We start from the raw sequence: 21,739 nt of genomic DNA on the forward strand, positions 1-21,739 counted from the left end.
GCTTCGCGCTGGCCTGGCCGCTCGCGGCGCTGGTGGCCGGCCTGTTCGCCATTGCCTATTTCGAAGATCAACAACGCACCGCAGAACTCGCCGATATCGACGCGGCCATGCTGAGCGACGACCTGCCGCTCACGGCCTATCTCGATCACGGGTTCAATGCGTACCTGACGCGCGCGCACTAAATAAAGCGGGGGATTGACGGGGTGAGTTACAAGCGCGGCCTGGCCGTTGTCATTGGATGCGTGGTCACGGCTTTGGTGTCGTATGCGGCGACGTATCCGCGCTTTCACCCCGAGGCATCCGCCCCGGATTCGGCGCTCGCGCCTGCCGCTCCCGCCCAGGGTCAGGCCGCGACGTCCGACGCCGCTGCGACGGCAGCGGCCACGCCCGCCGCGCCGGCCAACGACAATTCCGATAACCCGCTCTCCTGGACACGTCTGACCGACGCGCAGCGCACCGCGCTCGCGCCTTTCGCCAGCGAATGGGACAAGTTCAGCGATGCGCGCAAGCGTAAATGGCTGCGCATTGCCGCGCGTTATCCGAAGATGACGCCCGATGTGCAGAAGCGCCTGCAGGATCGCATGACCGAGTGGGTGCGCATGACACCCGAGCAGCGCCGCGTCGCACGCGAGAACTATCAGGTCTCGAAGGAACTGCCGCCGCAGGCCCGCCAGCGCGCCTGGAAGGCCTATCAGGAACTGTCCGAAGACCAGAAGGCCAAGCTCGCCGCCAGCGAACGCAAGCGTCGCACCGTCGTGAGCGCCCCGCCGAGCGGCAACAAGAGCGAGATCCGCGATATCGAGCGACTCGTGAACGAGCGCGAGCGTCGCGCACGCGCCCGTACGGCGTCCGGCGCTTCCGGACCGGGCAGCACGACTGCGCCGGCCGTCCCCGGCCAGCCCGGCACGTCCGGACAACTCGCCGAACCGCCCGCGACCGCGATGGCCGCCAGCATTCCGGCCGCAGGCAGCTTCGAACCGGCGATTCCGATTCCGGTTTCACCCGCCGAAGCGCCCGCCGCGTTCAAGGGCTCCTGAGCGCCTGATCGCGTCTCATCACGTTTCCCCGCGTTTATCGTCGCCGCGCTTCGCGGTTATGCTCACGGTGTCCCGTCGCTCCCGTTGATAACGCGCCACCGTGACCGAACACGCCACCGCAGTGCCCGCCGTCACCACCGCCGATGCTCGCGCGCCGCTTCCGGCCGCGTCGCCCATTGCCCCCGTCTCCCTGCGCCGACGCCTTGCCGCGCTCGTCTACGAAAGCGTGCTGCTATTCGGCGTGGTCTTCCTCGCGGGCCTCGCCTTCAGCCTCGTTCTCCAGCAGCGCAACGGCTACACGTATCACCGGTTGATGGCCGTATGGATCGCCTTTGTGGCCGGCGTGTATTTCGTCGGCTTCTGGCGACATGGCGGGCAGACCTTGCCGATGAAAACCTGGCGCCTGCGCGTAGTCGGCCCGGATGGCGAGCCGCCCACGATCGCGCGCGCCACGCTGCGCTACTTCGCCGCCTGGCTCTGGTTCCTGCCGCCGCTCGCACTGCATCCGCTGCTGCACCTCACTGTCCCGCATACGCTCGTGCTAGCGGCGCTCTGGTTCGCGCTCTGGGCTGCCAGCGCCCGGCTGAGCCGCGAGCGGCAATTTCCCCACGACCGGATCGCCGGCACGCGCATCGTTTCCGTGCTGCGCGCACCGCGCTGAACGTCCGCCAGGCCATCGTTTAACCGCGCCGTAGTCAGCGCACCACGTCATCAAAGCGTCACGCGGCCACGGGTGAAAGTGGCGTGCGCACGCATCGTCGCGGCGCGACCTAAGCCCCGCGCGGCTGCGGCCGCAGCCGCCCAACGCTGGCCGCGATCCCGTAACAAGACCTTCTTGTGAATGTCACGGCGCCGTCACGGCCTCATGGCGCAATGCGCGTATTGCAACCTGCCGCGTGAGCCATGGCCCAGAAGACGACCGCGACCCCACTTTTCCGGCAGACCTCCGGTCAGGACAGCGATCCCGCCGCCTTCCACTCCGGTCCGAGCGTCGCTGCGTTCACCACGCCGCCGCTACCGATCAAGGACACCGGTTCCTCCGATTCGCACGACGACGATCACCCCGCCCCGCATCGCTACCGCACGATCTGGCTATCGGATATTCACCTCGGCACCAATGGCTGCCAGGCGAACTATCTGCTCGACTTCCTGCGTCACAACGAGTCGGAATATCTGTACCTCGTCGGCGACATCATCGACGGCTGGCAGCTGCGCAAAGGCTGGTTCTGGCCGCAGGCGCACAACGACGTCGTGCAGAAGGTGCTGCGCAAGGCGCGCAAGGGCACCCAGGTGGTCTACATCCCCGGCAATCACGACGAAGGCGCGCGCCAGTTCCACAATCTCGCGTTCGGCGATATCCATGTGCGCGAAGAAGCGTTCCACACCACGCTCGCCGGCAAGCGCCTGTGGGTCGTGCACGGCGATCTGTTCGACGGCGTGATCCAGCATGCCAAGTGGCTCGCCTATCTGGGCGACTCGGCATACACGCTGATCCTCGTGCTCAACCGCTGGTTCAACCGCGTGCGCGCGCGGTTCGGCTTCAACTACTGGTCGCTCTCGCAGTACCTCAAGCATCAGGTCAAGAACGCGGTGAACTTCATCTCCTCGTTCGAACGCGTGATGACCGACGAAGCGCGTCGGCGCGGCTGTGACGGCGTGGTCTGCGGCCACATCCACAAGGCGGAGATCCGCGAGATCGACGGCGTGCTGTATTGCAACGATGGCGACTGGGTCGAGAGCCTTTCGGCGCTGGTCGAAACCTTCGAGGGCGAGCTGCGCATCGTCTACTGGACCGTGATGAAGTCGCCGGAAGCACAGGGCGCACCGCGCAAGGCGCGCGTGAGCGCGGCCTGAAGCGACACATCGCCCTGATTCTCAGCATTCGCTAACCCACTGCAACACCCGAACCCCGAGGGCCGACGACCGATGAAAGTGATGATCGTGACCGATGCATGGGAGCCGCAGGTCAACGGCGTGGTACGGACCCTGAAGAACACGACGCGCGAGCTGATCGCGCTCGGCCATCAGGTCGATCTGCTCACGCCACTGGAATTCCGCACGATGCCGTGCCCGACCTATCCCGAGATCAAGCTCTCGCTGTTCCCCAAGCGCCATCTGCGCGAGCGCATCGACGCCTTCGGCCCCGACGCGATTCACGTCGCCACTGAAGGGCCGCTCGGCCTCGCCGCGCGCAAATACGCGATCGAGCACGACCTGCCGTTCACGACCGCCTACCACACGCGCTTTCCCGAGTACGTCCAGGCGCGCTTTGGCATTCCGCTGTCGGCCACCTACCGCTTCCTGCGCTGGTTCCACAAGCCTTCGCTCGCCGTGATGGCGCCCACGCCCGTCGTGAAAACCGATCTCGAAAAATTCGGCTTCACCAATGTCGTGCTGTGGACGCGCGGCGTCGATCTGGAAATCTTCGAGCCGATGGATTCGAAGGTGCTCAACACGGCCCGCCCGATCTTCCTCTACGTGGGCCGCGTGGCCGTGGAGAAGAACGTCGAGGCGTTCCTCAAGCTCGATCTGCCGGGCTCGAAGTGGGTCTGCGGCGAAGGCCCGGCGCTCGCCGAACTGAAATCGCGCTATCCGCAGGCGAACTATCTGGGCGTGCTGAGCCAGCCGGAACTCGCCAAGGTCTACGCCGCCGCCGACGTGTTCGTGTTCCCGAGCAAAACCGATACCTTCGGCCTCGTGCTGCTCGAAGCGCTGGCCTGCGGCACGCCGGTGGCCGCCTACCCGGTGACGGGTCCGATCGACGTGCTCGAAGGCGGCAGCGCGGGCGCGATGAACAACGATCTGCGCGAAGCGTGTCTGGAAGCGCTCAAGATCGAACGCTCGACGGCGCGCGCCTGGGCCGAACGCTTCTCGTGGCGCGCCGCGTCCGAGCAGTTCGCCTCGCATCTCAAGCCGCGCACGCGCGCGTCGATGCAGGAAAGCAGCGCCGCGGCCTGAGCCACGCCCCCCCCCAGCTACGGACCGGAGTACGACGATGAACCGGCCCTGCGCCACCTCTGCCTCCCCCGTCTCTTCGATGCCGTCGACCGCCGACGGCATCGAAGACGAACAGGACGTGCTGACTGAACAGGCCGACGCCCCCGGTCACCCGGGCGCGGCATCATCAGACGTTTCCGGCGCAACGGGAAACAACGCGTGCGATACTGCGGCTTCAACCCGCACCGTTATGGCCCCACGTCCTTCGACACCATCGCACGCCTCTGCCGCGCCTCGCGATTCCGAGACGCCGCAAGCCACCCAGCCACCGACGCACGGCGGACCCACGTCCGTCCACGCGACCGGTGCCGCCAACGCGCCGCAGAATCCGCCCACCCCTCACAGGCCGGCGCAGGCCGAGCCGCCCGAGCCGCCGCATCTGCACGAACCGCTCGGCCCGGACGATCCGCTCGCGCCGCTGCCGTTCAACCCGTACAAGGGCAACCGCGGCATCACGCGCGCGTGGAAGGCGCTTCAGTACTCGATCAAGGGTTTTCGCACCGCGATCCACAACGAAAGCGCGTTCCGCCAGGAACTCACGCTCGCGGCCATCATGGTGCCGATCGGCATTTTCGTGCCGGTGGAACCGGTCGAGCGCGTGCTGCTGCTGGGATCGGTGATGCTGGTGCTGATCGTCGAGCTGCTCAATTCGAGCATCGAGAACGCCGTCGACCGCATCGGTCTCGAACGCAACGAACTCTCGGGCCGCGCCAAGGATCTTGGCAGCGCGGCGGTGACGGTCGCGCTCGTCACCTGCGTGATGACCTGGGGCTTGATCCTCGTGCCGCGTTTCGGCCCGACGCTGCTGCACTGGATCGGCGCGCGCTGACGGCACTGCACGGACTACACCGCGTGCGCAGGCGGCAAGCTCGCCTGCGCACGCCGATTTTCTTCATTCCCCGTTGGCCCCCTTCTCGCCCCTGGCGTCGGTTTATAATCGAACGACAGTCTTAAAAAACGACCAACCGCGTCCGGGCACCCACGCAGCAGCTTTGCAGCTATCTCAGGCTGCGGCGTTGTTCGCCCGACGCCGTACTTTCAGGGCCGGACGACATGGATGCCAAACCTCCCCGCCGCACACGTGAACGGATACTCGAACTGTCGTTGAAACTCTTCAACGAGATCGGCGAGCCCAACGTCACCACGACGACCATCGCCGAGGAAATGGAGATCAGTCCAGGCAACCTGTACTACCACTTCCGCAACAAAGACGACATCATCAACAGCATCTTCAGCCAGTTCGAGCAGGAGATCGACAAGCGTCTGCGCTTCCCGGACGACCATCGCGCCACCATCGACGAGATGTGGGCGTATCTGCAATACATGGTCGATTTCACGTGGCGCTACCGCTTTCTCTATCGCGACCTGAACGACCTGCTGGCGCGAAACCGCACGCTGGAGATGCACTTCAAGCAGATCATCAGCCACAAGGTGGCGTTCGCGAAGCAGTTCTGCGACCAGTTGAAGGAAGACGGCGAGATGGTCGCGACGCCGGAAGAAATCGCGGTGATCTCGACCAACATCGGCGTGATCGCCACGTACTGGCTTTCGTACCAGTTCGTGATGAACCCGCGCAAGTACAACGATCAGGAAGCGATCCGCGTCGAGTTGCACCAGGTGAGCGTGCAGATCGTTTCGCTGATGGCGCCGTATCTGCGCGGCCGCGCGAAGCAGCTGTTCGACGATCTGGTGTCGGGCAAGCACCCGCAGCGCGAGTTCTACGACTATCTGCCGCCGCGCGACGGCGCACCGAAGGACAGCAAGGAAACCCGCGAATGAAAGCCGTCTGCGTGTATTGCGGCTCCTCGTATGGAGCCAAACCGGTTTATAACGAAGCGGCGCAGGCGTTCGGTCGCGCGCTCGTGCAAGCCGATCTGGGCCTCGTCTACGGCGGCGGCAAGGTCGGCTTGATGGGCGTGATCGCCGATACCGTGATGGCCGAAGGCGGCCGCGCGATCGGCGTGATTCCCGAACTGCTGGTGGACAAGGAAGTGGGCCATAACGGCCTGACCGAACTGCACGTCGTGCCCGACATGCACCACCGCAAGAAGATGATGGCCGATCTTTCGGACGGTTTCGTTGCGCTGCCTGGCGGCGCGGGCACGCTCGAAGAACTGTTCGAAGTGTTCACGTGGGCGCAGCTCGGCTATCACCGCAAGCCGGTCGGCATCCTCAATATCGACGGCTTCTACGATCCGCTCATCACCCTGCTCGAACACACGGTCAGCGAGGGTTTCATGCGCCAGACCTACCTGGACATGCTGCAGATCGACAGCGATCCGGCCGCGCTGATCGGCAAGCTGCAGCGCTACCACGCGCCCGCAGCCGACAAGTGGGCGGTTCAGCGCGACAACGTTTAAGGCGCTGGGTTGAGGCGCAAAAGCCGGGAGAAAGTGCGATGGGCAAAGTCGTTCTGATCACCGGCGCGAGCCGCGGCATTGGCCGCGCCTGCGCCCGGCTGCTGGGCGCGCGCGGCTGGACCGTGGGCGTCAACTATCTGCATAACGCCCCGGCCGCCGAGGAAACCGCCGCCGAAGTGGGCCGCGCCGGCGGCCACGCACGCGTGCTGCACGGCGATGTGGCGAACGAGGCCGATGTGATCGCGATGTTCGATGCGCTCGAATCGGCCTATGGGCGCATCGATGCGCTCGTCAATAACGCGGGCATCGTCGCGCCCGGCAGCCAGGTCGCCGATATGGACGCCGCGCGTCTGAAACGCATGTTCGACGTGAACGTGTTCGGCGCGTTCCTGTGCGCGCGCGAAGCGGCGCGACGCATGTCGAAAGACCGCGGCGGCGACGGCGGCGCCATCGTCAATGTGTCGTCGGCGGCGTCGCGGCTGGGTTCGCCCAATGAGTACGTCGACTATGCGGCCTCCAAAGGCGCGGTCGATACCATGACGATCGGCCTCGCCAAGGAACTGGGCCCGCAGGGCGTACGCGTCAATGCGGTGCGTCCCGGCCTGATCGATACGGAAATCCACGCCAGCGGCGGACGCCCGGAGCGCGCCGCCGTGCTGGGCGCGCAGACGCCGCTCGGCCGTCCCGGCGGCGCGGACGAAGTCGCGGAAACCATCGTCTGGCTGTTGAGCGATGCGGCGTCCTACGTGACCGGCGCGTTGCTCGACGTGAGCGGCGGTCGCTGATTCGCCGCCCGATCTAGAACCGCGAGCCGGGCTGACGCAAAAACGCAGCCTCGGCTTCGCTGCTTTCACGGCCTAGCTGCGCATTGCGATGCGGAAAGCGACCGAAACGCGCGATGACATCGGCGTGGCGCTGCGCATAATCGAAATACCCCTTCGCCTGCGGATGCTCCGCCAGCGCACCGAATAGCCGCAGCGACTCGCGCTGCGCCTCGGCGGATTCGGCGTGTTCAAACGGCAGATAAGCGAAGGCGCGATGCTCGACGGTGGGCAGACGCAGATCGTCGCCGTTTGCGACCATGGCTTGCGCGATGGCAAGTGCCCGCTCATCGGCGGCGAAGGCGCGCGGCGTGTCGCGATGACAGTTGCGCGAGAACTGGTCGAGCACGATCACCAGCGCCAGCGCGCCTTCGGGCGTCGCGCACCAGCCATCGAGCGCGCCTGCACAGGCGGCGTCGAGCAGCGCGCCAAAGCGTTCACGCAACAACGCATCGAACGCCGCATCCTTCTTGAACCACATCTTGCGCTCGCGGCCATACTCCGCCGAATCCAGCACGCCGAACCAGAAGTCGAGCACCTCGCGGGCGCGCGGATCGAGCGCGTTCGACGTCATTCCACGAGTTCCAGCACGAGCCTGCGCGTGCGCGCGCTTTTCTTCTCCAGCTTCGCCACCCGCAGGCCGCCGATTTCGCGTGTGTTCTGCACGTGCGTGCCCCCGCACGGCTGCAGATCGACGCCTTCGATGCGCAACAGGCGCACGCGCCCCAAGCCCATGGGCGGCTTCACGCTCATCGTGCGGACGAGTTCGGGTCGCTGCGCCATGTCTTCATCGGTGATCCATTCGGTCGCCACCGCATGCGCGCCCGCGACCAGTTCCGCGAGGCGCGCCTCAACCTGCTCGCGCTCGATCGGTTCGACCGTGGCGAAATCCAGGCGCGCGTAATCGGCCGTGATGCTGCAGCCGTCCACGGCGTAGGGCAGCACGGCACACATCAGATGGCTGGCCGTATGCAGACGCATATGCCGATGGCGGCGCGTCCAGTCGATCTCGGCGCGCACGCGTTCGCCCACGGCGAGGCGCGCGATCAGCGCTTCCTGGCCAGGCGCGGGAAGATGCAGCGCGTCGTCGGGCGTCGCGCCTTCGAATTTCGCCTTGCGGGTATCGGCGATCTGGATGCGCGTGCCGTCCGCCAGCACCAGCGCGCCGGTGTCGCCCGCCTGTCCGCCGCCCAGCGGATAGAACACCGTCTGGTCGAGTTGCACGCCCTCCTCGCCCACGGCGAGCACGGTGGCGTCGCAGTGCGTCAGATAGGCGTCTTCGCGGAAAAGCGCGCGGGTGCGCGTGGGCGTGGCAGTCGTCATGGGGCGGTCTCCGGTTTGTCGTCGCCTTTCGGGCGCAGACGTCCATTATCGCGACGCGCGCGCAGTCGCAAAATACAGCCGAAACCGCCCATGCCCGGACTGTACCGGTCAGCTAACCGGGCCAGTCCGCAGCGAGACTTCAATCAACCCGGACGGTTGCGCATCCAGTCGGCGGTTTCGAAGAACGAATGCAGCAGGCGCTCGCGCAGCGGCTCGTCCAGGTCGATGTCCTGCATCGCCCACGCCATGCAGCGCAGCCATTGATCGCGCTCCGACGATCCAATCGCAAACGGCAGATGGCGCGCGCGCAGGCGCGGGTGGCCAAAGCGCGAAATATAGTGATCGGGGCCGCCCATCCAGCCGCACAGGAACCAGAAGGTCTTGTCGCGCGAGCCATCGAGCGTTTGCGGATGCAACGCGCGGATGCCTGCGAACTCGGGTTCGAGGTCCATCAGGTCGTAAAAGCGGTCGACGAGCTCGCGCAAGCGCGCCTCGCCGCCGACGAGTTCGAAGGCCGTGGGTTGTTGCGGCGCTTCGTCGGCTGGATCGGTCATACAGGGGAATCGGTACGGAAAACGGGGGCGGCAACGCGTTCAGGGATGCCGGGCAAGCGACCATTTTCGCATAGCCCAGGCGGCGCGACCTGCGCCGCCCCACCTTCCTCAAGCCCCTCAAGCGTCCCGCAGCGACTGCAACGCCGGCCGCGCCAGCACATGACGCAGACTGATCCAGCCGCCCACGCCCGCGCACGCCACGCCCGCGACGATGCCGGCAGGAATGAGCCACGGATCGAAGGGGAGATAGAACTCGAACACGCGCGTCGCCAGCACCGAGCCGACGATCTGCGCGCCCACCGCCGCCATCAAACCCGCGAGCGCGCCCACGGCCACGAATTCGGCGATCTGCACCGAGCGCACCTGGGCATGCGACGCGCCCAGCGCACGCAGCAGCGCCGATTCGCGCATGCGCTCGTCGCGCGTGCCCGCGAGCGCCGCGTAGAGCACCAGCACGCCCGCCGCGAGCGTAAAGAGAAACAGGAACTGCACCGCGCCGATCACCTGCTCAAGCATCCGCTGGATCTGCGCGAGAATCGGCCCGACGTCGATGGCGGTCACGTTCGGATACTGCGCGACCAGCCCGTCGATCACGGGGCGCTGCGACTCGGGCAGATGGAAACTCGTGATGAAGGTGGCCGGGAAATCGTGCAGCAACGCGGGCGGCATCAGCACGAAAAAGTTGACCTTGAACGAACCCCAGTCGAGCTTGCGCACGCTCGTCACGGGCGCGGTCACTTCGAGGCCGGTCACATCGAACGTCAGCACGTCGCCGGGCTTCACGTTGAGGATCTTCGCCAGGCCCTGCTCGATGGAAAGCTGCGGCGTGGCCGAATCGCCGTACCAGGAACCGGCTTCGATGCGGTTGTCGTCGGGCAACTGCGTGGTGTACGAGAGATTGAATTCGCGATCGACCAGACGTCGCGCATCTTCGCTCTTGTACTGGTCGGGATTCACGGGCTTGCCGTTGATCGTCGTGAGGCGGCCGCGCACCATCGGCTCCAGATCAGGATCGGCGATGCCATGTGCGCCCAGCCACGCGGCCACGGCGTCACGCTGCGCGGGCTGGATATCGATGAGGAATTCGTTGGGCGCGTCGGGCGGCGTGGATTTGCGCCAGCCGTCGATCAGATCGTTGCGCGTCATCGCGATCAGCAGCAGGCACATCAGGCCGATAGCGAGCGACGTGATCTGCAGCGCGCTCGCCCCGGGCCTGCGTTCCAGCGACGCCAGCGCATAGCGCCAGCCCACGCCCGCGCGCGAATCCAGACCATTGCGCTGGCTGCGCGCCACGCGCGCCGCGCCCCACAGCGCCACCCGCGCGATGACCGCGAACACCAGCAGCCCGAGCGCGAAACCGCCCGCCACGATTCCACCGAGCTTCAGTTCGCCTGCCGCCAATACCAACAGACCCGCAAACAGCACGATGCCGATGGCGTAGGCGGCCCAGGCGGTGCGGCTTTCGTCACCCCATTCGCGGCGCAACACGCGCACGGGCGGGACGCGCGTGAGCGGCAACAGCGGCGGCAACGCAAAGCCGAGCAGCAGCACCAGTCCCGCCGCGACGCCTTCGAGCGCGGGCAGCGGCCCCGGATACGGCAGCGCCACGTCGATCAGCGTACCCAGCCAGGCGAGCAGCGCGAGATGCCCCGCATAACCGAGCGCCACGCCCACCACCCCGCCGACCAGACCGAGGCCCGTGAATTCGAGCACGAAGATCGCGCGCAGCGTGCGCTGGCTTGCGCCGAGGCATCGCATCGCCGCGCAGGTGTCCAGATGGCGGCGCGTGTAGCGGTGCGCGGCCATCGCGATCGCCACCGCCGCCAGCAGCGCGGTCAGCAGCGAGACGAGCGTGAGGAAGTGGCGCGCGCGTTCGAGCGTCTGGCGAACCTGCGGCTGGCCGTCCTTGAGCGATTCGAGCGCGACGCCGCGCATCTTGGCGCGTGTCTTGTCGCCATCGACCTGTTCTCGCGCCCACGCAGAGAACCGCGCGACGGCGGGATCGGCGCCCGCCACCAGCAGCCGATAAGTGACACGGCTGCCATAGCCGGTGAGGCCCGTCGACGGCAGATCGGCCGCGTTGAGCATCAGACGCGGCGAGAAGTTGACGAAAGAGAAACCGCGATCGAGTTCGCGCGTGATGATCGCGCCGACCGTCAGCGTTCGGGTGCCGACCTTGACCGTGCCGCCCACATGAAGCTTGAGCGCGTCGAGCAGTTCGTCGTCGACCCAGACGGTGCCGGGCGGCGGAATGCCCTGCGCTTCATGGTCCGGCGCGCCGGGCGCGGACGCAATGCGCAGTGCGCCGCGCAATGGATAGCCCGGCGACACCGATTTGACAGCGGCAAGGCGCGCGGGCGTCTGCCCCGCCGCATCCGCAGCCGGAACGGTCACCATGCTCGGGAAAATCGCCGTGGTCGCGGTTTGCAGGGAAAGCGATTGCGCCGCGCGCGCGAACATCGGATCGAGCGGATGATCGGCACGCACGATGAAATCGGCGGCGATCATGCGTTTGGCGTCGCGCTCCAGCCCGCGTTGCAGCCGATCGGCGAGAAAACCCACGCTGGACAGCGCCGCCACGGCCAGCACCAGCGCCAGCAGCAACATGGTCAACTCACCCGCTCGCCAGTCGCGCGCGCTCATGCGCGCGGCGAGGCGCACGAGATCGAACCAGCTCAGGAAAGCGCGTGCGGGGACTGCCGCAGCAGAAGACGACGATGCAGACGGAGAAGGATTAGCGCCGTTCAATCGTGACGGCTCCGCAGTGAAAAGCGCGTGACCATATGCGTCGCCATGCCGCGAAAGCCGCCCTGCACGCCGCGCCACAGTCGCGGCAGCGCCCAGGTCGCCACCAGCAGGAAAGCCAACAGCATCACCAGGAACAGCAAGGGCACAAAAAACGCCAGCAGCACGCCAACGAAGGTCATGCCGTCCTCGGCGCTGGAGGTGACGACGTTCGACACCGGTTCAGGGGACAGATTGATGAGTGCGCGCGTGCCGGCCTTGGCCAGATGCGCGGTGCCGGCGAGCGTGCCGCCTGCCAGCGCGGCAATCGTCAGCACGGCCGGATCGGCGTGGCCGAGCGCACCGGCCGCCAGCACGGCGCCGGCCGGAATGCGGATAAAGGTATGCACGGCATCCCACAGCGAATCGAGCGCGGGGATTTTATCGGCGAGGAATTCGAGAACGGTGAACGCGGCGGCGAAGCCAATCACCCAGGGCGAAGACAGGATCGCGAGCGTATCGGGTAGATGGATGACGCCCAGGCGCTGCATCACGCCGGCCATCAGAACCGTCAGGTAGAGGCGCAGGCCGCTGCCCCAGGACAGGCCTGCGGCGAGAGATAAGGGTTCCAGCATGACTGCCTCCTCGCGCGAGGCTCGCGCGGCGCCGTTCCCCACGAAACGAGGCGTAGCGCGGCGTCCAGATTTGTCCGGCGCGGCCTAGAAAGCCGGGGACAAAAAGACAGCGGCGCTCGCGGCGTCCGCGGCGCTTGGGTGTTATCGGGTGGTGACCGTCTCATTATAGCCACGCACGCTGCGCCGCCGCAGTGCGCTTTTTGCGTTCTGGTGCGCCGAAACCACGCCTTTCACCCGATAAATGGCGCGAAAATGCGCGCCGCATCACACTGCGGCGCTCATCATCCGCCGGTTCCGCTCAGATCAGGCAGCCGACGAAAGCTTGAGACCGACAAGGCCGGCCACGATCAGCAACGCGCTCAGCACACGGGCCACGCTGACGGCTTCACCCATCACGACGATACCGAGCACGAACGCGCCAACCGCGCCAATACCCGTCCAGACCGCATACGCGGTACCCAGCGGCAACTGGCGCATGGCCAGCGCGAGCAGCCAGAAACTGCCGAGCGCCGTCACGATCGTAAACACCGACCAGCCGAGCCGCGTAAAACCTTCGGAAGATTTGAGACCGGTAGCCCACGCCACTTCGAGCAGGCCGGCAATGAGGAGATAGAGCCAGGGCATCAGGAACGCTCCATAAGCAAAATGGGGCCGTCCCCGAAAAAAAGAAGCGCAAGGTCGTCCTTACGCTTCTGTAAGTATAGCAAAGGGCGTCAAGCCCGGCTCACTGCACGCCCACGAGCCGATAACCCACGCCCGTTTCGGTGATGATGTGCTCGGGCTGGGCGGGATCGCGCTCCAGTTTCTGACGCAGATGCGCCATGTAGATCCGCAGATAGTGGCTGCTCTCCACATGCGACGGGCCCCAGACCTCGCGCAGCAGTTGCCGGTGCGTGAGCACGCGGCCCGCGTCGCGCACGAGCGTGGCGAGCAGCCGGTATTCGATCGGCGTGAGATGCACGGGCGCGCCCTCTCGGGTCACCTGGCGCAATCCCAGATCGACCGTCACCGCGCCAAAACTCACCTGCGGCTCCTCGTTCGCACCGCCCCGATTGCGGCGGCGCAGATGCGCACGGATACGCGCGAGCAGTTCGGATACGCCAAACGGCTTGGTCAGATAATCGTCCGCGCCTGCATCCAGTGCGGCGACTTTCTCGCTCTCCTGGGTGCGCGCGGACAGCACGATCACCGGCAGATCGCTCCAGCCGCGCAGTTCGCGGATCACGTCGAGACCGTCGGTATCCGGCAAACCCAGATCGACGATGACGAGATCGGGCTTGCGCGTGGCCGCTTCCACCAGCCCTTGCTTGCCGGTTTCGGCGTCATAGACGGCGATGCCCTCGCCTTCCAGCGACGCGCGCACGAAACGGCGGATCTGCTTTTCGTCTTCGATCAGAACAACGGCGAGACTCGGGTCACTCATGGGCGGCATTCGAATCGAGAGGTTTGGTAGTGGCAGCTTGGGGTGCTTGCGCTAGCGCGTCGTCGTGCGAGGCGTCATGCGCTTCGTCGTGTGCTTCGTCGTCTGCTTCGTCATGCGCTTCGTCCGGAACATCGGCGGGCAGCGGCGGTGGCTCTTCGACCGGCAGCGCGAACCAGAACGACGCGCCCAGCACATGGCCATCGGCATCGACGCGATTGGTCGCGCCGATTGTACCGCCGTGCGCCTCCACGATCGCGCGGCAGATCGCGAGTCCCAGGCCGATGCCAGGCTTGGCCGATTCCTTCTCGCCGCGCGTGAACTTCTCGAACACGCGCTCGCCCATGCCAGGCGGCAGGCCCGGTCCGCGATCGTCGATGCTCACGCGCACGAAGGGCTGGCCGCCCTCCTCGATGCGGCGCGCGGCGATGGTCAGCGGCGTATCGGCGGGCGTGTATTTCGCGGCGTTTTCCAGCAGATTCGAGAACAGCCGCTCCATCAGCACGGCGTCGAGCTGCAGCAGCGGCAGGTCTTCTTCGAGCTTCACCTGCACCGGATGGCGCGCCAGCACACGACGGCACGCCGCCAGCGCCGCGCCCACCGTTTCTTCCAGCAGCGTCCACTGGCGATTGAGCTTGAGACTGCCCGCCTGCAGGCGCGCCATGTCGAGCAGATTCGTGACGATGCCGGTCATGCGCAGCGCCTCATCGTGGATCGCCTCGATCAGTTCGCCCTCGCGCGCATTCTGCGGATCGGGCGCTTCGGTGCTCGGCTCGTGCGTCTGCGCCAGCATCGACGAAAAACCGACGATGGTCGTGAGCGGCGTGCGCAGATCGTGCGAGATCGCCGAGAGCAGCGAATTGCGCAACCGTTCGGACTCCATGTTGACGAGCGCGTCGCGCGCGATCTCCACGTAGTGCACGCGCTCTAGCGCCAGCGCGATCTGCGCGGCGAAGGCGTCGAGCATGCGCTGCTGCTCCGGCACCTGCAATTCGCGCGCGTCGCGCGTCACCACGGCCAGCACGCCGCGCGTGCGCATCGGCGCTTTCAGCGGCAGATAGCGCGCCGCCGCCGCGGGCAAGGTGTCGGTGCCGTGGCCGGCGGGCTTTTGCTGGTCGTAGACCCACTGTCCCACGTCGATATCGAGACTCGATGCGTCCAGCATGATCTGCGGATCGGGGTCCTCGATCTTCTGCTGGACCTTGTCGGCGCTATCGGGCAGCAGGATCGCCACGCGCGCGCCGAACACTTCGCTCACATGGCGGCTGCCGATCGCGACGATCTGCTCGGTCGCCAGCGCCGCCGCCAGTTCGCGCGCCATCGCGTACATCGCGCCGGTGCGCTGTTCGCGCCGCTGCGCGACGCTCGCTTCGCGACGCAGGCTCGACGTGAGATGGCTGATGACCAGCGACGTCAGCAGCATGCCAACAAAGGTCAGCAGATATTGCGTGTCGCTCACCGAAAACGACAGGCGCGGCGGCACGAAGAAAAAGTCGTAGGCCGCCACGCTCGCGAACGAGAGCAGCACGCCGGGACCGCGCCCGAGCTTCGTCGCCGTAAAAATCACGCCGAGCAGATACAGCATCACCAGATTGGCCAGCGCGATGCGCTCGTTCAACTGGTTCGCCACCAGCGTGATGCAGGCGCAGATCACCATCGCGGCCAGATAGGCGCGCGGCGGCGAGCGGTTCGCGCCGCCCTGCCCGATCGCCGCGCGCCAGGCGTTGGCCGCGCGCGCGGCCGCCGAGCCGCCTTCGAGTTCGCGGCCGTTGAGGCGGTCGATTTCGTTGCCGGTAGCTCGCACCAGCGTCAGATCGGCGTCGCCCGCTTTTTCGCCCAGGCGCTCGCCGAACGGACGCCTGAGCCAGCGCGACAGCCCCGAGCGCAGCGACGCGCCCGCGATCAGCTTCGAGACATTGCGCAGCCGCGCGTAACCGGCGAGCGTGACGGCGGCATCTTCGCCCGCCAGCGTCGAAGTTTCCGCGCCCAGTTCCGAGGCGAGCTTGAGCGCGCCCAGCGTGCGCTCGCGGATCGCGTCCGGCAGACGCTGGAGCCTGGGCGTTTCCACATACACGGCAATCCAGTCGGCGCGCAGGCTCGCGGCCAGCCGCGCCGCCGCGCGCACCAGCGCGGGCGCTTCCGGTCCCGGGCCGATGCACACCAGCAGCCGCTCGCGCGCCTGCCAGACATGCTGGATCGAGCGGTCGGCGCGGTACTCGTGCATCTGCGCATCGACACGGTCGGCGGTGCGGCGCAGCGCCAGCTCGCGCAGCGCAATCAGATTGCCCTTGCGGAAGAAGTTGCGCACCGCGCGCTCGGCCTGGGCGGGCAGATAGACCTTGCCGTCGCGCATGCGGTCGAGCAGTTCCTCCGCCGGCAGGTCAACCAGCGTGACCTCGTCCGCGCCGTCGAACACGCGGTCGGGCACTGTCTCCCACACGCGGATGCCGGTGATCTGCCCCACCACGTCGTTGAGGCTTTCCAGATGCTGGACGTTGACGGTGGTGTACACGTCGATGCCCGCGTCGAGCAGTTCGTAGACGTCCTGCCAGCGTTTGAGGTGGCGCGCGCCGGGCACGTTCGAATGCGCGAGTTCGTCCACCAGCACGAGTTGCGGCTTGCGCGCGAGCGCGGCGTCCAGATCGAATTCGTCGAGCATGCGCCCGCGATACGCCAGACGCTGGCGCGGCATCACGTCGAGGCCATTGGTGAGCGCCGCAGTTTCGCTGCGCCCGTGCGTTTCGACGATGCCGACCACCACGTCCACGCCGTCTTCGGCGCGGCGGCGTGCGGCCTGCAACATCGCATAGGTTTTGCCGACGCCCGCCGAGGCGCCGAAGAACACCTTCAGCTTGCCGCGGCGGCGTTTTTCTTCCTCGCGCTGCAGGCGGTCGAGGAGTTCGTCGGGATCGGGGCGGTTCATGCGGTTTTATGCCGGTTTTGTGCCGATTGATACATCGAAGTCATACGTTGCGCGCCAAAAGTCGATCCTCTCACTGCGGCACCAGAATGGCAAACCGCACGCCGCTTGCACGGCGTGCGGCGCACCCGTCTTGAGCCAGGACGCTTAGCTGACGTCCTTGCCGTCGAGCGCCAGATTCAGCTCCAGCACATTCACGCGCGGCTCGCCGAACAGGCCAAACTGGCGACCCTTCGTGTAGCGATCCACCAGCGCCTGCACCTCGCTCGGGTTGACGTTGCGCGCCTTGGCCACGCGTGCGACCTGGTACGCGGCGGCAGCCGGCGAAATCTCCGGATCGAGACCGCTGGCCGACGAGGTCACGAGATCGGCGGGAATCGGCTGCGAGACGTCGGTGCCCGCGGCTTTCAGGGCGTCGATGCGGCCTTTGACTTCATCGGCGAGCGCCGGGTTGGTCGGGCCGAGATTCGAGCCGCCCGAGCTTTGCGCGTTGTACGGCATCGGCGAAGTCGCCGACAGACGGCCCCAGAAATACTGGGGCGCGTCGAACTGCTGGCCGATCAGCTCGCTGCCCACCACCTTGCCGCCCACTTCCACGAGGCTGCCGTTGACCTGGCGATGGAACACCGCCTGGCCGAACGCCGTCATCACGGCGGGATAGACGAGACCGGTGATCGCCGAGAGCACGACGAACAGCACGATCAGAGGACGAAATTGCGCTTTCATATGCATTCCTGTCTAAAAAATCACGCGCGCGGCTCAAACCCAACCGAAGGCGGTCAGCACCATATCGATCAGCTTGATACACGGGAACGGCAACAGAATGCCGCCCAGGCCGTAAATCAGCAGATTGCGGCGCAGCAGCGTCGCGGCGCCGAGCGGACGGTACTTCACGCCCTTGAGCGCGAGCGGAATCAGCATCACGATAATCAGCGCGTTGAAAATCACCGCCGAAAGAATCGCCGATGCCGGCGAAGTCAGATGCATCACGTCGAGCACGCGCAGTTGCGGATACGTCGAAGCAAACGCGGCCGGAATGATCGCGAAATACTTGGCGACGTCGTTGGCAATCGAGAACGTCGTGAGCGAGCCGCGCGTCATCAACATCTGCTTGCCGATCTCGACGATCTCGATCAGCTTGGTCGGGTTCGAATCGAGGTCGACCATGTTGCCCGCTTCCTTCGCGGCCTGCGTACCCGTGTTCATCGCCACGGCCACGTCGGCCTGGGCGAGCGCCGGGGCGTCGTTGGTGCCGTCGCCCGTCATCGCCACCAGCTTGCCTTGCGCCTGATGCTCGCGGATGGTCGCCAGCTTCGTTTCCGGCGTAGCTTGTGCGAGGAAGTCGTCCACGCCCGCTTCGGCGGCGATCGCGGCGGCGGTCAGGCGGTTGTCGCCCGTCACCATCACGGTCTTGATGCCCATCTTGCGCAGTTCGGCGAAACGCTCCTTGATGCCGCCCTTCACCACGTCCTTCAGCTCGATCACGCCCAGCACGCGCGCCACGCCGTCGTTGAGTTCGGCGACCACCAGCGGCGTGCTGCCACGGCGCGCGACGTCATCGACGGCCGTGCTCACTTCCGACGGGAAGCGGCCATTGTGCTGCTCGACGTAATGCTTGATCGCATCGGCGGCGCCCTTGCGGATCTCGCGGCCCGGCATGTCCACGCCGCTCATGCGCGTCTGCGCGCTGAAGGCGAGGAACACGGCGTGCAGCGCCGCCATGTCGCGCTGGCGAATGTTGAAGCGCTGCTTGGCGAGCACGACGATGCTGCGGCCTTCCGGCGTTTCATCGGCGAGCGAGGCGAGTTGCGCGGCGTCCGCGAGCGCTTCCTCGTTCACGCCCGGCGCGGACACGAACTGCGATGCCTGACGGTTGCCCAGGGTGATCGTGCCGGTCTTGTCGAGCAGCAGCACGTCCACGTCGCCGGCGGCTTCCACGGCGCGGCCCGAGGTGGCGATCACGTTGGCCTGCATCATGCGGCTCATGCCCGCCACGCCAATCGCCGACAGCAGCCCGCCGATGGTGGTCGGAATCAGGCACACCAGCAGCGCGGTCAGCGCCGTGATGGTGACCACGTGCCCCATCTTCGCGGCTTCGACCGAGAACATCGAGAACGGCAGCAGTGTGGCGGTGGCCAGCAACAGCACGATGGACAGCGCGACCAGCAGAATCGTCAGCGCGATTTCGTTCGGCGTTTTCTGGCGCTTGGCGCCTTCGACCATCGCGATCATGCGGTCGAGGAAGGCTTCGCCAGGATTGGCCGTCACACGCACGACGATCCAGTCCGACAGCACGCGCGTACCGCCCGTGACCGACGAAAAGTCGCCGCCCGACTCGCGGATCACCGGCGCGGATTCACCCGTGATCGCGGATTCGTCAACCGAGGCGACGCCTTCGACCACTTCGCCATCGGCCGGAATCACGTCGCCGGTTTCGACCAGCACCACGTCGCCCTTGCGCAGATCGGTGGCGGTGGTGATGCGGATCGGCGACTTCGGATGCGGCTCGTTGAGCTTCTTCGCCATCACGTCGCGCTTGGCCTGGCGCAGCGATGCGGCCTGTGCCTTCGAGCGGCCTTCGGCCAGCGCTTCGGCGAAGTTCGCGAACAGCACCGTGAACCACAGCCACAGCGCGACCGCGAGAATGAAGCCCGCGGGCGCTTCGGCCTGGCCCATCAGCGCCGCGATCCAGAGGATCGTCGTGAGCACGCTGCCCACGTAGACGCAGAACATCACCGGGTTGCGCAACTGGGTGCGCGGCTTGAGTTTCCTGAACGAATCCACGATGGCCGGACGCACCAGCGCCGGATCGAACATGGACCGTGTTGCACTATGTTGTGTCATGTCGAAAAGTCCCCGTTCAATGCACGCCGAGCATGATCAGATGCTCGACACCCGGACCGAGCGCGAGCGCCGGCACATAGGTGAGCGCGCCCACCAGCAGCACGCAGCCGAGCAGCAGCACGACGAACAGCGGTCCGTGCGTGGGCAGCGTGCCGCCCGTCACGGCAATACGCTTCTTGCTCGCAAGCGAACCCGCGATGGCGAGCACCGGCACGATGGTGCCGAAGCGGCCGAACCACATCGCGATACCCAGCAGCCAGTTGTAGAACGGCGTGCTGACGGTCAGGCCCGCGAACGCGCTGCCGTTGTTGTTGGCGGCGGAGCTGAACGCGTAGAGGATTTCGGAGAAGCCATGCGCGCCCGGATTGGCGATGCCGGCCTTGCCCGCATCGGAGAGCACCGCAATCGAGGTGCCGAGCAGCACCAGCAGCGGCGTGAGCAGAATCACGATCGACACCATCTTCATCTCGAACGATTCGATCTTCTTGCCCACGTATTCCGGCGTGCGCCCGATCATCAGACCGGCCACGAACACGGCGAGCAGCGCGAACACCAGCATGCCGTACAGACCCGAACCCACCCCGCCGAAGATCACTTCGCCCAGCTGGATGAAGAGCATCGGCACGAGGCCGCCAATCGGCGTGAGCGAATCGTGCATGGCGTTAACCGCACCGCACGAAGCCGCCGTGGTCGCTACCACGAAGATGCCAGTCTGCGCGATGCCAAAGCGCGTTTCCTTGCCTTCCATGTTGCCGCCCGCCTGCAGCGCGCTGGCGTGCTGATCGACGTTGAGCGTCGTGAGCATCGGGTTGCCTGCCTGTTCGGCCGACAGTTCCACACCCACCGCTACGGCGAACGCAATCGTCATCACCGCGAGCACAGCGATGCCCTGCCTGCGGTCGCCCACCACATTGCCAAACACGAAGCACAGCGCCGCCGGAATGATCAGGATCGCCAACATTTCGACGAAGTTCGAGAACGGCGTCGGGTTTTCATACGGATGCGCGGAGTTCGCGTTGAAGAAGCCGCCGCCGTTGGTGCCGAGCATCTTGATCGCTTCCTGCGAAGCGACCGGGCCCATCGCAAGCGTCTGCGTCGTCACTTTCGTATCGACGGTGACGGGGTTGCCCTTGGCGTCCTTGATCGCGTTGCCTTGAGCGTCGAGCTTCGGTGCGGCGTAGGTCGTGGTTTGCAGCGTCGGCACGTCCTGATACGACTTGAAGTTCTGGATCATGCCCTGGCTCATCAGCAGCCCGGCGATGAGCGCCGACATCGGCACGAGGATGTACAGCGTCGTGCGCGTGAGGTCGACCCAGAAGTTGCCGATGGTTTGCACCGAATGGCGCGCGAAACCGCGGATCAGCGCGATCACCACCACAATGCCCGTCGCCGCCGAAAGGAAGTTCTGCACGGTCAGGCCGAGCATCTGCGTGAGATAGCTCACGGTCTGCTCGGGCGTGTAGTCCTGCCAGTTCGTATTGGTGACGAAGCTCACCGCCGTGTTGAACGCGCCGTCCGGCGTCATCGCGCTGAACGCCTGCGGATTGCCGGGCAGCCAGCCTTGCACGCGCAGCAGCACGTAAAGAAAGCCCACGCCCAGCACGTTGAACGAGATGGTGGCGAGCGCATAACGCTTCCAGTTCATCTCCGCGTTGGGATCGACGCCCGCGATGCGGTACAGCAGATTCTCCACGGGCGCGAACAGACGCACGACGCGCGAGCGCCCGTCGAGCACGCGCGTGATGTAGCCCGCGACCGGCACCGCCAGCGCAAGCAGAACGACGAGGAAAATACCCGTCTGCAGCAGATTATTGGCGTTCATTCGATCTCCTCCGCGCGCAGCAGCGCATGGACGAGATAGACGAACAGCAACAGCGTCGCCGCTCCCGACAGCCAGAAGATCCAGGTCATGAGCGCGCTCCCGTGGCCGTCTGATCGGCGCGACGGTACTGCATGAGCTTCCCGCAGCCGGCGATCAACGCGTAGGTGAGTGCGGCGAAGACCGCCAGCCCCCCGATATACAGCACATCCATTGTCGTGTTCTCCATTGATGGATGGCGGTAAGGTAAGGTTTATCGCGTTAAATCCGGATCAAAGCTTGGGG

At 66.1% G+C, this 21,739-nt stretch carries 22 protein-coding genes; 9 read left to right on the forward strand and 13 right to left on the reverse strand.

What is annotated here, in order from left to right; translation table 11 throughout:
- From F3J17_RS33315 to F3J17_RS33355, 9 genes are all read left to right on the forward strand, one after another.
- A partial coding sequence (locus F3J17_RS33315) for a DUF3619 family protein (protein WP_167069669.1) occupies nucleotides 1-182 on the forward strand: 182 nt, incomplete at its 5' end.
- Between the two features lie 21 nt (nucleotides 183-203).
- Nucleotides 204-1,037, forward strand: a complete 834-nt coding sequence (locus F3J17_RS33320) for a DUF3106 domain-containing protein (RefSeq protein WP_167069671.1) — start codon at nucleotides 204-206, stop codon at nucleotides 1,035-1,037.
- Nucleotides 1,038-1,158: 121 nt separating this feature from the next.
- A complete protein-coding gene (locus F3J17_RS33325) occupies nucleotides 1,159-1,698 on the forward strand; it encodes an RDD family protein (RefSeq protein WP_167069752.1) in 540 nt (179 codons plus the stop codon).
- A gap of 242 nt (nucleotides 1,699-1,940) precedes the next feature.
- Entirely contained in the window at nucleotides 1,941-2,891 is a 951-nt protein-coding gene (locus F3J17_RS33330) for a UDP-2,3-diacylglucosamine diphosphatase (protein WP_167069673.1), read from the forward strand.
- 72 nt (nucleotides 2,892-2,963) lie between these two features.
- Entirely contained in the window at nucleotides 2,964-3,995 is a 1,032-nt protein-coding gene (locus F3J17_RS33335) for a glycosyltransferase family 1 protein (RefSeq protein WP_167069675.1), read from the forward strand.
- Between the two features lie 229 nt (nucleotides 3,996-4,224).
- Nucleotides 4,225-4,863, forward strand: coding sequence for a diacylglycerol kinase (locus tag F3J17_RS33340; protein WP_167069754.1), 639 nt, complete (start codon nucleotides 4,225-4,227; stop codon nucleotides 4,861-4,863).
- 224 nt (nucleotides 4,864-5,087) lie between these two features.
- Nucleotides 5,088-5,813, forward strand: a complete 726-nt coding sequence (locus F3J17_RS33345; RefSeq protein WP_167069677.1) for a TetR/AcrR family transcriptional regulator — start codon at nucleotides 5,088-5,090, stop codon at nucleotides 5,811-5,813.
- Nucleotides 5,810-6,394, forward strand: a complete 585-nt coding sequence (locus F3J17_RS33350) for a TIGR00730 family Rossman fold protein (RefSeq protein ID WP_167069679.1) — start codon at nucleotides 5,810-5,812, stop codon at nucleotides 6,392-6,394. The genes F3J17_RS33345 and F3J17_RS33350 overlap by 4 nt, the downstream gene beginning before the upstream one ends.
- 38 nt (nucleotides 6,395-6,432) lie before the next feature.
- Nucleotides 6,433-7,179 carry an SDR family oxidoreductase gene (locus F3J17_RS33355; RefSeq protein WP_167069681.1) on the forward strand — a complete coding sequence of 249 codons (747 nt, stop codon included), beginning with the start codon at nucleotides 6,433-6,435 and terminating at the stop codon, nucleotides 7,177-7,179.
- A 13-nt stretch (nucleotides 7,180-7,192) separates the two neighbouring features.
- Here F3J17_RS33355 and F3J17_RS33360 read toward each other — a convergent pair whose 3' ends face one another.
- From F3J17_RS33360 to F3J17_RS33420, 13 genes are all read right to left on the reverse strand, one after another.
- Nucleotides 7,193-7,789 (reverse strand): DUF924 family protein, encoded by a 597-nt coding sequence (locus tag F3J17_RS33360; RefSeq protein ID WP_167069683.1) that lies wholly within the window; start codon nucleotides 7,787-7,789, stop codon nucleotides 7,193-7,195.
- On the reverse strand, nucleotides 7,786-8,538 hold the full coding sequence (locus F3J17_RS33365; protein WP_167069685.1) for an alanyl-tRNA editing protein: 753 nt from the start codon (nucleotides 8,536-8,538) through the stop codon (nucleotides 7,786-7,788). Before F3J17_RS33365 ends, F3J17_RS33360 begins: the two co-directional genes overlap by 4 nt.
- A gap of 143 nt (nucleotides 8,539-8,681) precedes the next feature.
- Nucleotides 8,682-9,092 carry a group II truncated hemoglobin gene (locus F3J17_RS33370; RefSeq protein WP_167069686.1) on the reverse strand — a complete coding sequence of 137 codons (411 nt, stop codon included), beginning with the start codon at nucleotides 9,090-9,092 and terminating at the stop codon, nucleotides 8,682-8,684.
- 117 nt (nucleotides 9,093-9,209) lie between these two features.
- The gene (locus tag F3J17_RS33375) at nucleotides 9,210-11,735 is read right to left on the reverse strand and encodes an FtsX-like permease family protein (RefSeq protein WP_167069756.1); all 2,526 of its coding nucleotides are present in this window, start codon (nucleotides 11,733-11,735) and stop codon (nucleotides 9,210-9,212) included.
- Nucleotides 11,736-11,836: 101 nt separating this feature from the next.
- Complete coding sequence (locus F3J17_RS33380) at nucleotides 11,837-12,451, reverse strand: DUF4126 domain-containing protein (protein WP_167069688.1); 615 nt, start codon at nucleotides 12,449-12,451, stop codon at nucleotides 11,837-11,839.
- A gap of 303 nt (nucleotides 12,452-12,754) precedes the next feature.
- Nucleotides 12,755-13,075 (reverse strand): multidrug efflux SMR transporter, encoded by a 321-nt coding sequence (locus F3J17_RS33385; RefSeq protein WP_167069690.1) that lies wholly within the window; start codon nucleotides 13,073-13,075, stop codon nucleotides 12,755-12,757.
- A gap of 100 nt (nucleotides 13,076-13,175) precedes the next feature.
- A complete protein-coding gene (gene kdpE, locus F3J17_RS33390) occupies nucleotides 13,176-13,874 on the reverse strand; it encodes a two-component system response regulator KdpE (RefSeq protein ID WP_167069692.1) in 699 nt (232 codons plus the stop codon).
- Nucleotides 13,867-16,794, reverse strand: coding sequence for a sensor histidine kinase KdpD (locus F3J17_RS33395; RefSeq protein WP_167069694.1), 2,928 nt, complete (start codon nucleotides 16,792-16,794; stop codon nucleotides 13,867-13,869). Before F3J17_RS33395 ends, kdpE begins: the two co-directional genes overlap by 8 nt.
- Nucleotides 16,795-16,938: 144 nt before the next feature.
- Nucleotides 16,939-17,517: a potassium-transporting ATPase subunit KdpC gene (kdpC, locus tag F3J17_RS33400; RefSeq protein WP_167069696.1), complete on the reverse strand. Its 579-nt coding sequence runs from the start codon at nucleotides 17,515-17,517 to the stop codon at nucleotides 16,939-16,941.
- Nucleotides 17,518-17,550: 33 nt separating this feature from the next.
- On the reverse strand, nucleotides 17,551-19,635 hold the full coding sequence (gene kdpB / locus F3J17_RS33405) for a potassium-transporting ATPase subunit KdpB (RefSeq protein WP_167069698.1): 2,085 nt from the start codon (nucleotides 19,633-19,635) through the stop codon (nucleotides 17,551-17,553).
- Between the two features lie 16 nt (nucleotides 19,636-19,651).
- Nucleotides 19,652-21,457, reverse strand: a complete 1,806-nt coding sequence (gene kdpA / locus F3J17_RS33410) for a potassium-transporting ATPase subunit KdpA (RefSeq protein ID WP_167069700.1) — start codon at nucleotides 21,455-21,457, stop codon at nucleotides 19,652-19,654.
- A complete protein-coding gene (gene kdpF / locus F3J17_RS33415) occupies nucleotides 21,454-21,546 on the reverse strand; it encodes a K(+)-transporting ATPase subunit F (RefSeq protein WP_028218560.1) in 93 nt (30 codons plus the stop codon). The genes kdpA and kdpF overlap by 4 nt, the downstream gene beginning before the upstream one ends.
- A complete protein-coding gene (locus F3J17_RS33420) occupies nucleotides 21,543-21,668 on the reverse strand; it encodes a potassium ABC transporter ATPase (RefSeq protein WP_167069702.1) in 126 nt (41 codons plus the stop codon). Before F3J17_RS33420 ends, kdpF begins: the two co-directional genes overlap by 4 nt.
- Nucleotides 21,669-21,739: the final 71 nt, after the last annotated feature.

The sequence above is a fragment of the Burkholderia sp. Ax-1719 genome (assembly GCF_011753055.1).
Classification (GTDB): domain Bacteria; phylum Pseudomonadota; class Gammaproteobacteria; order Burkholderiales; family Burkholderiaceae; genus Paraburkholderia.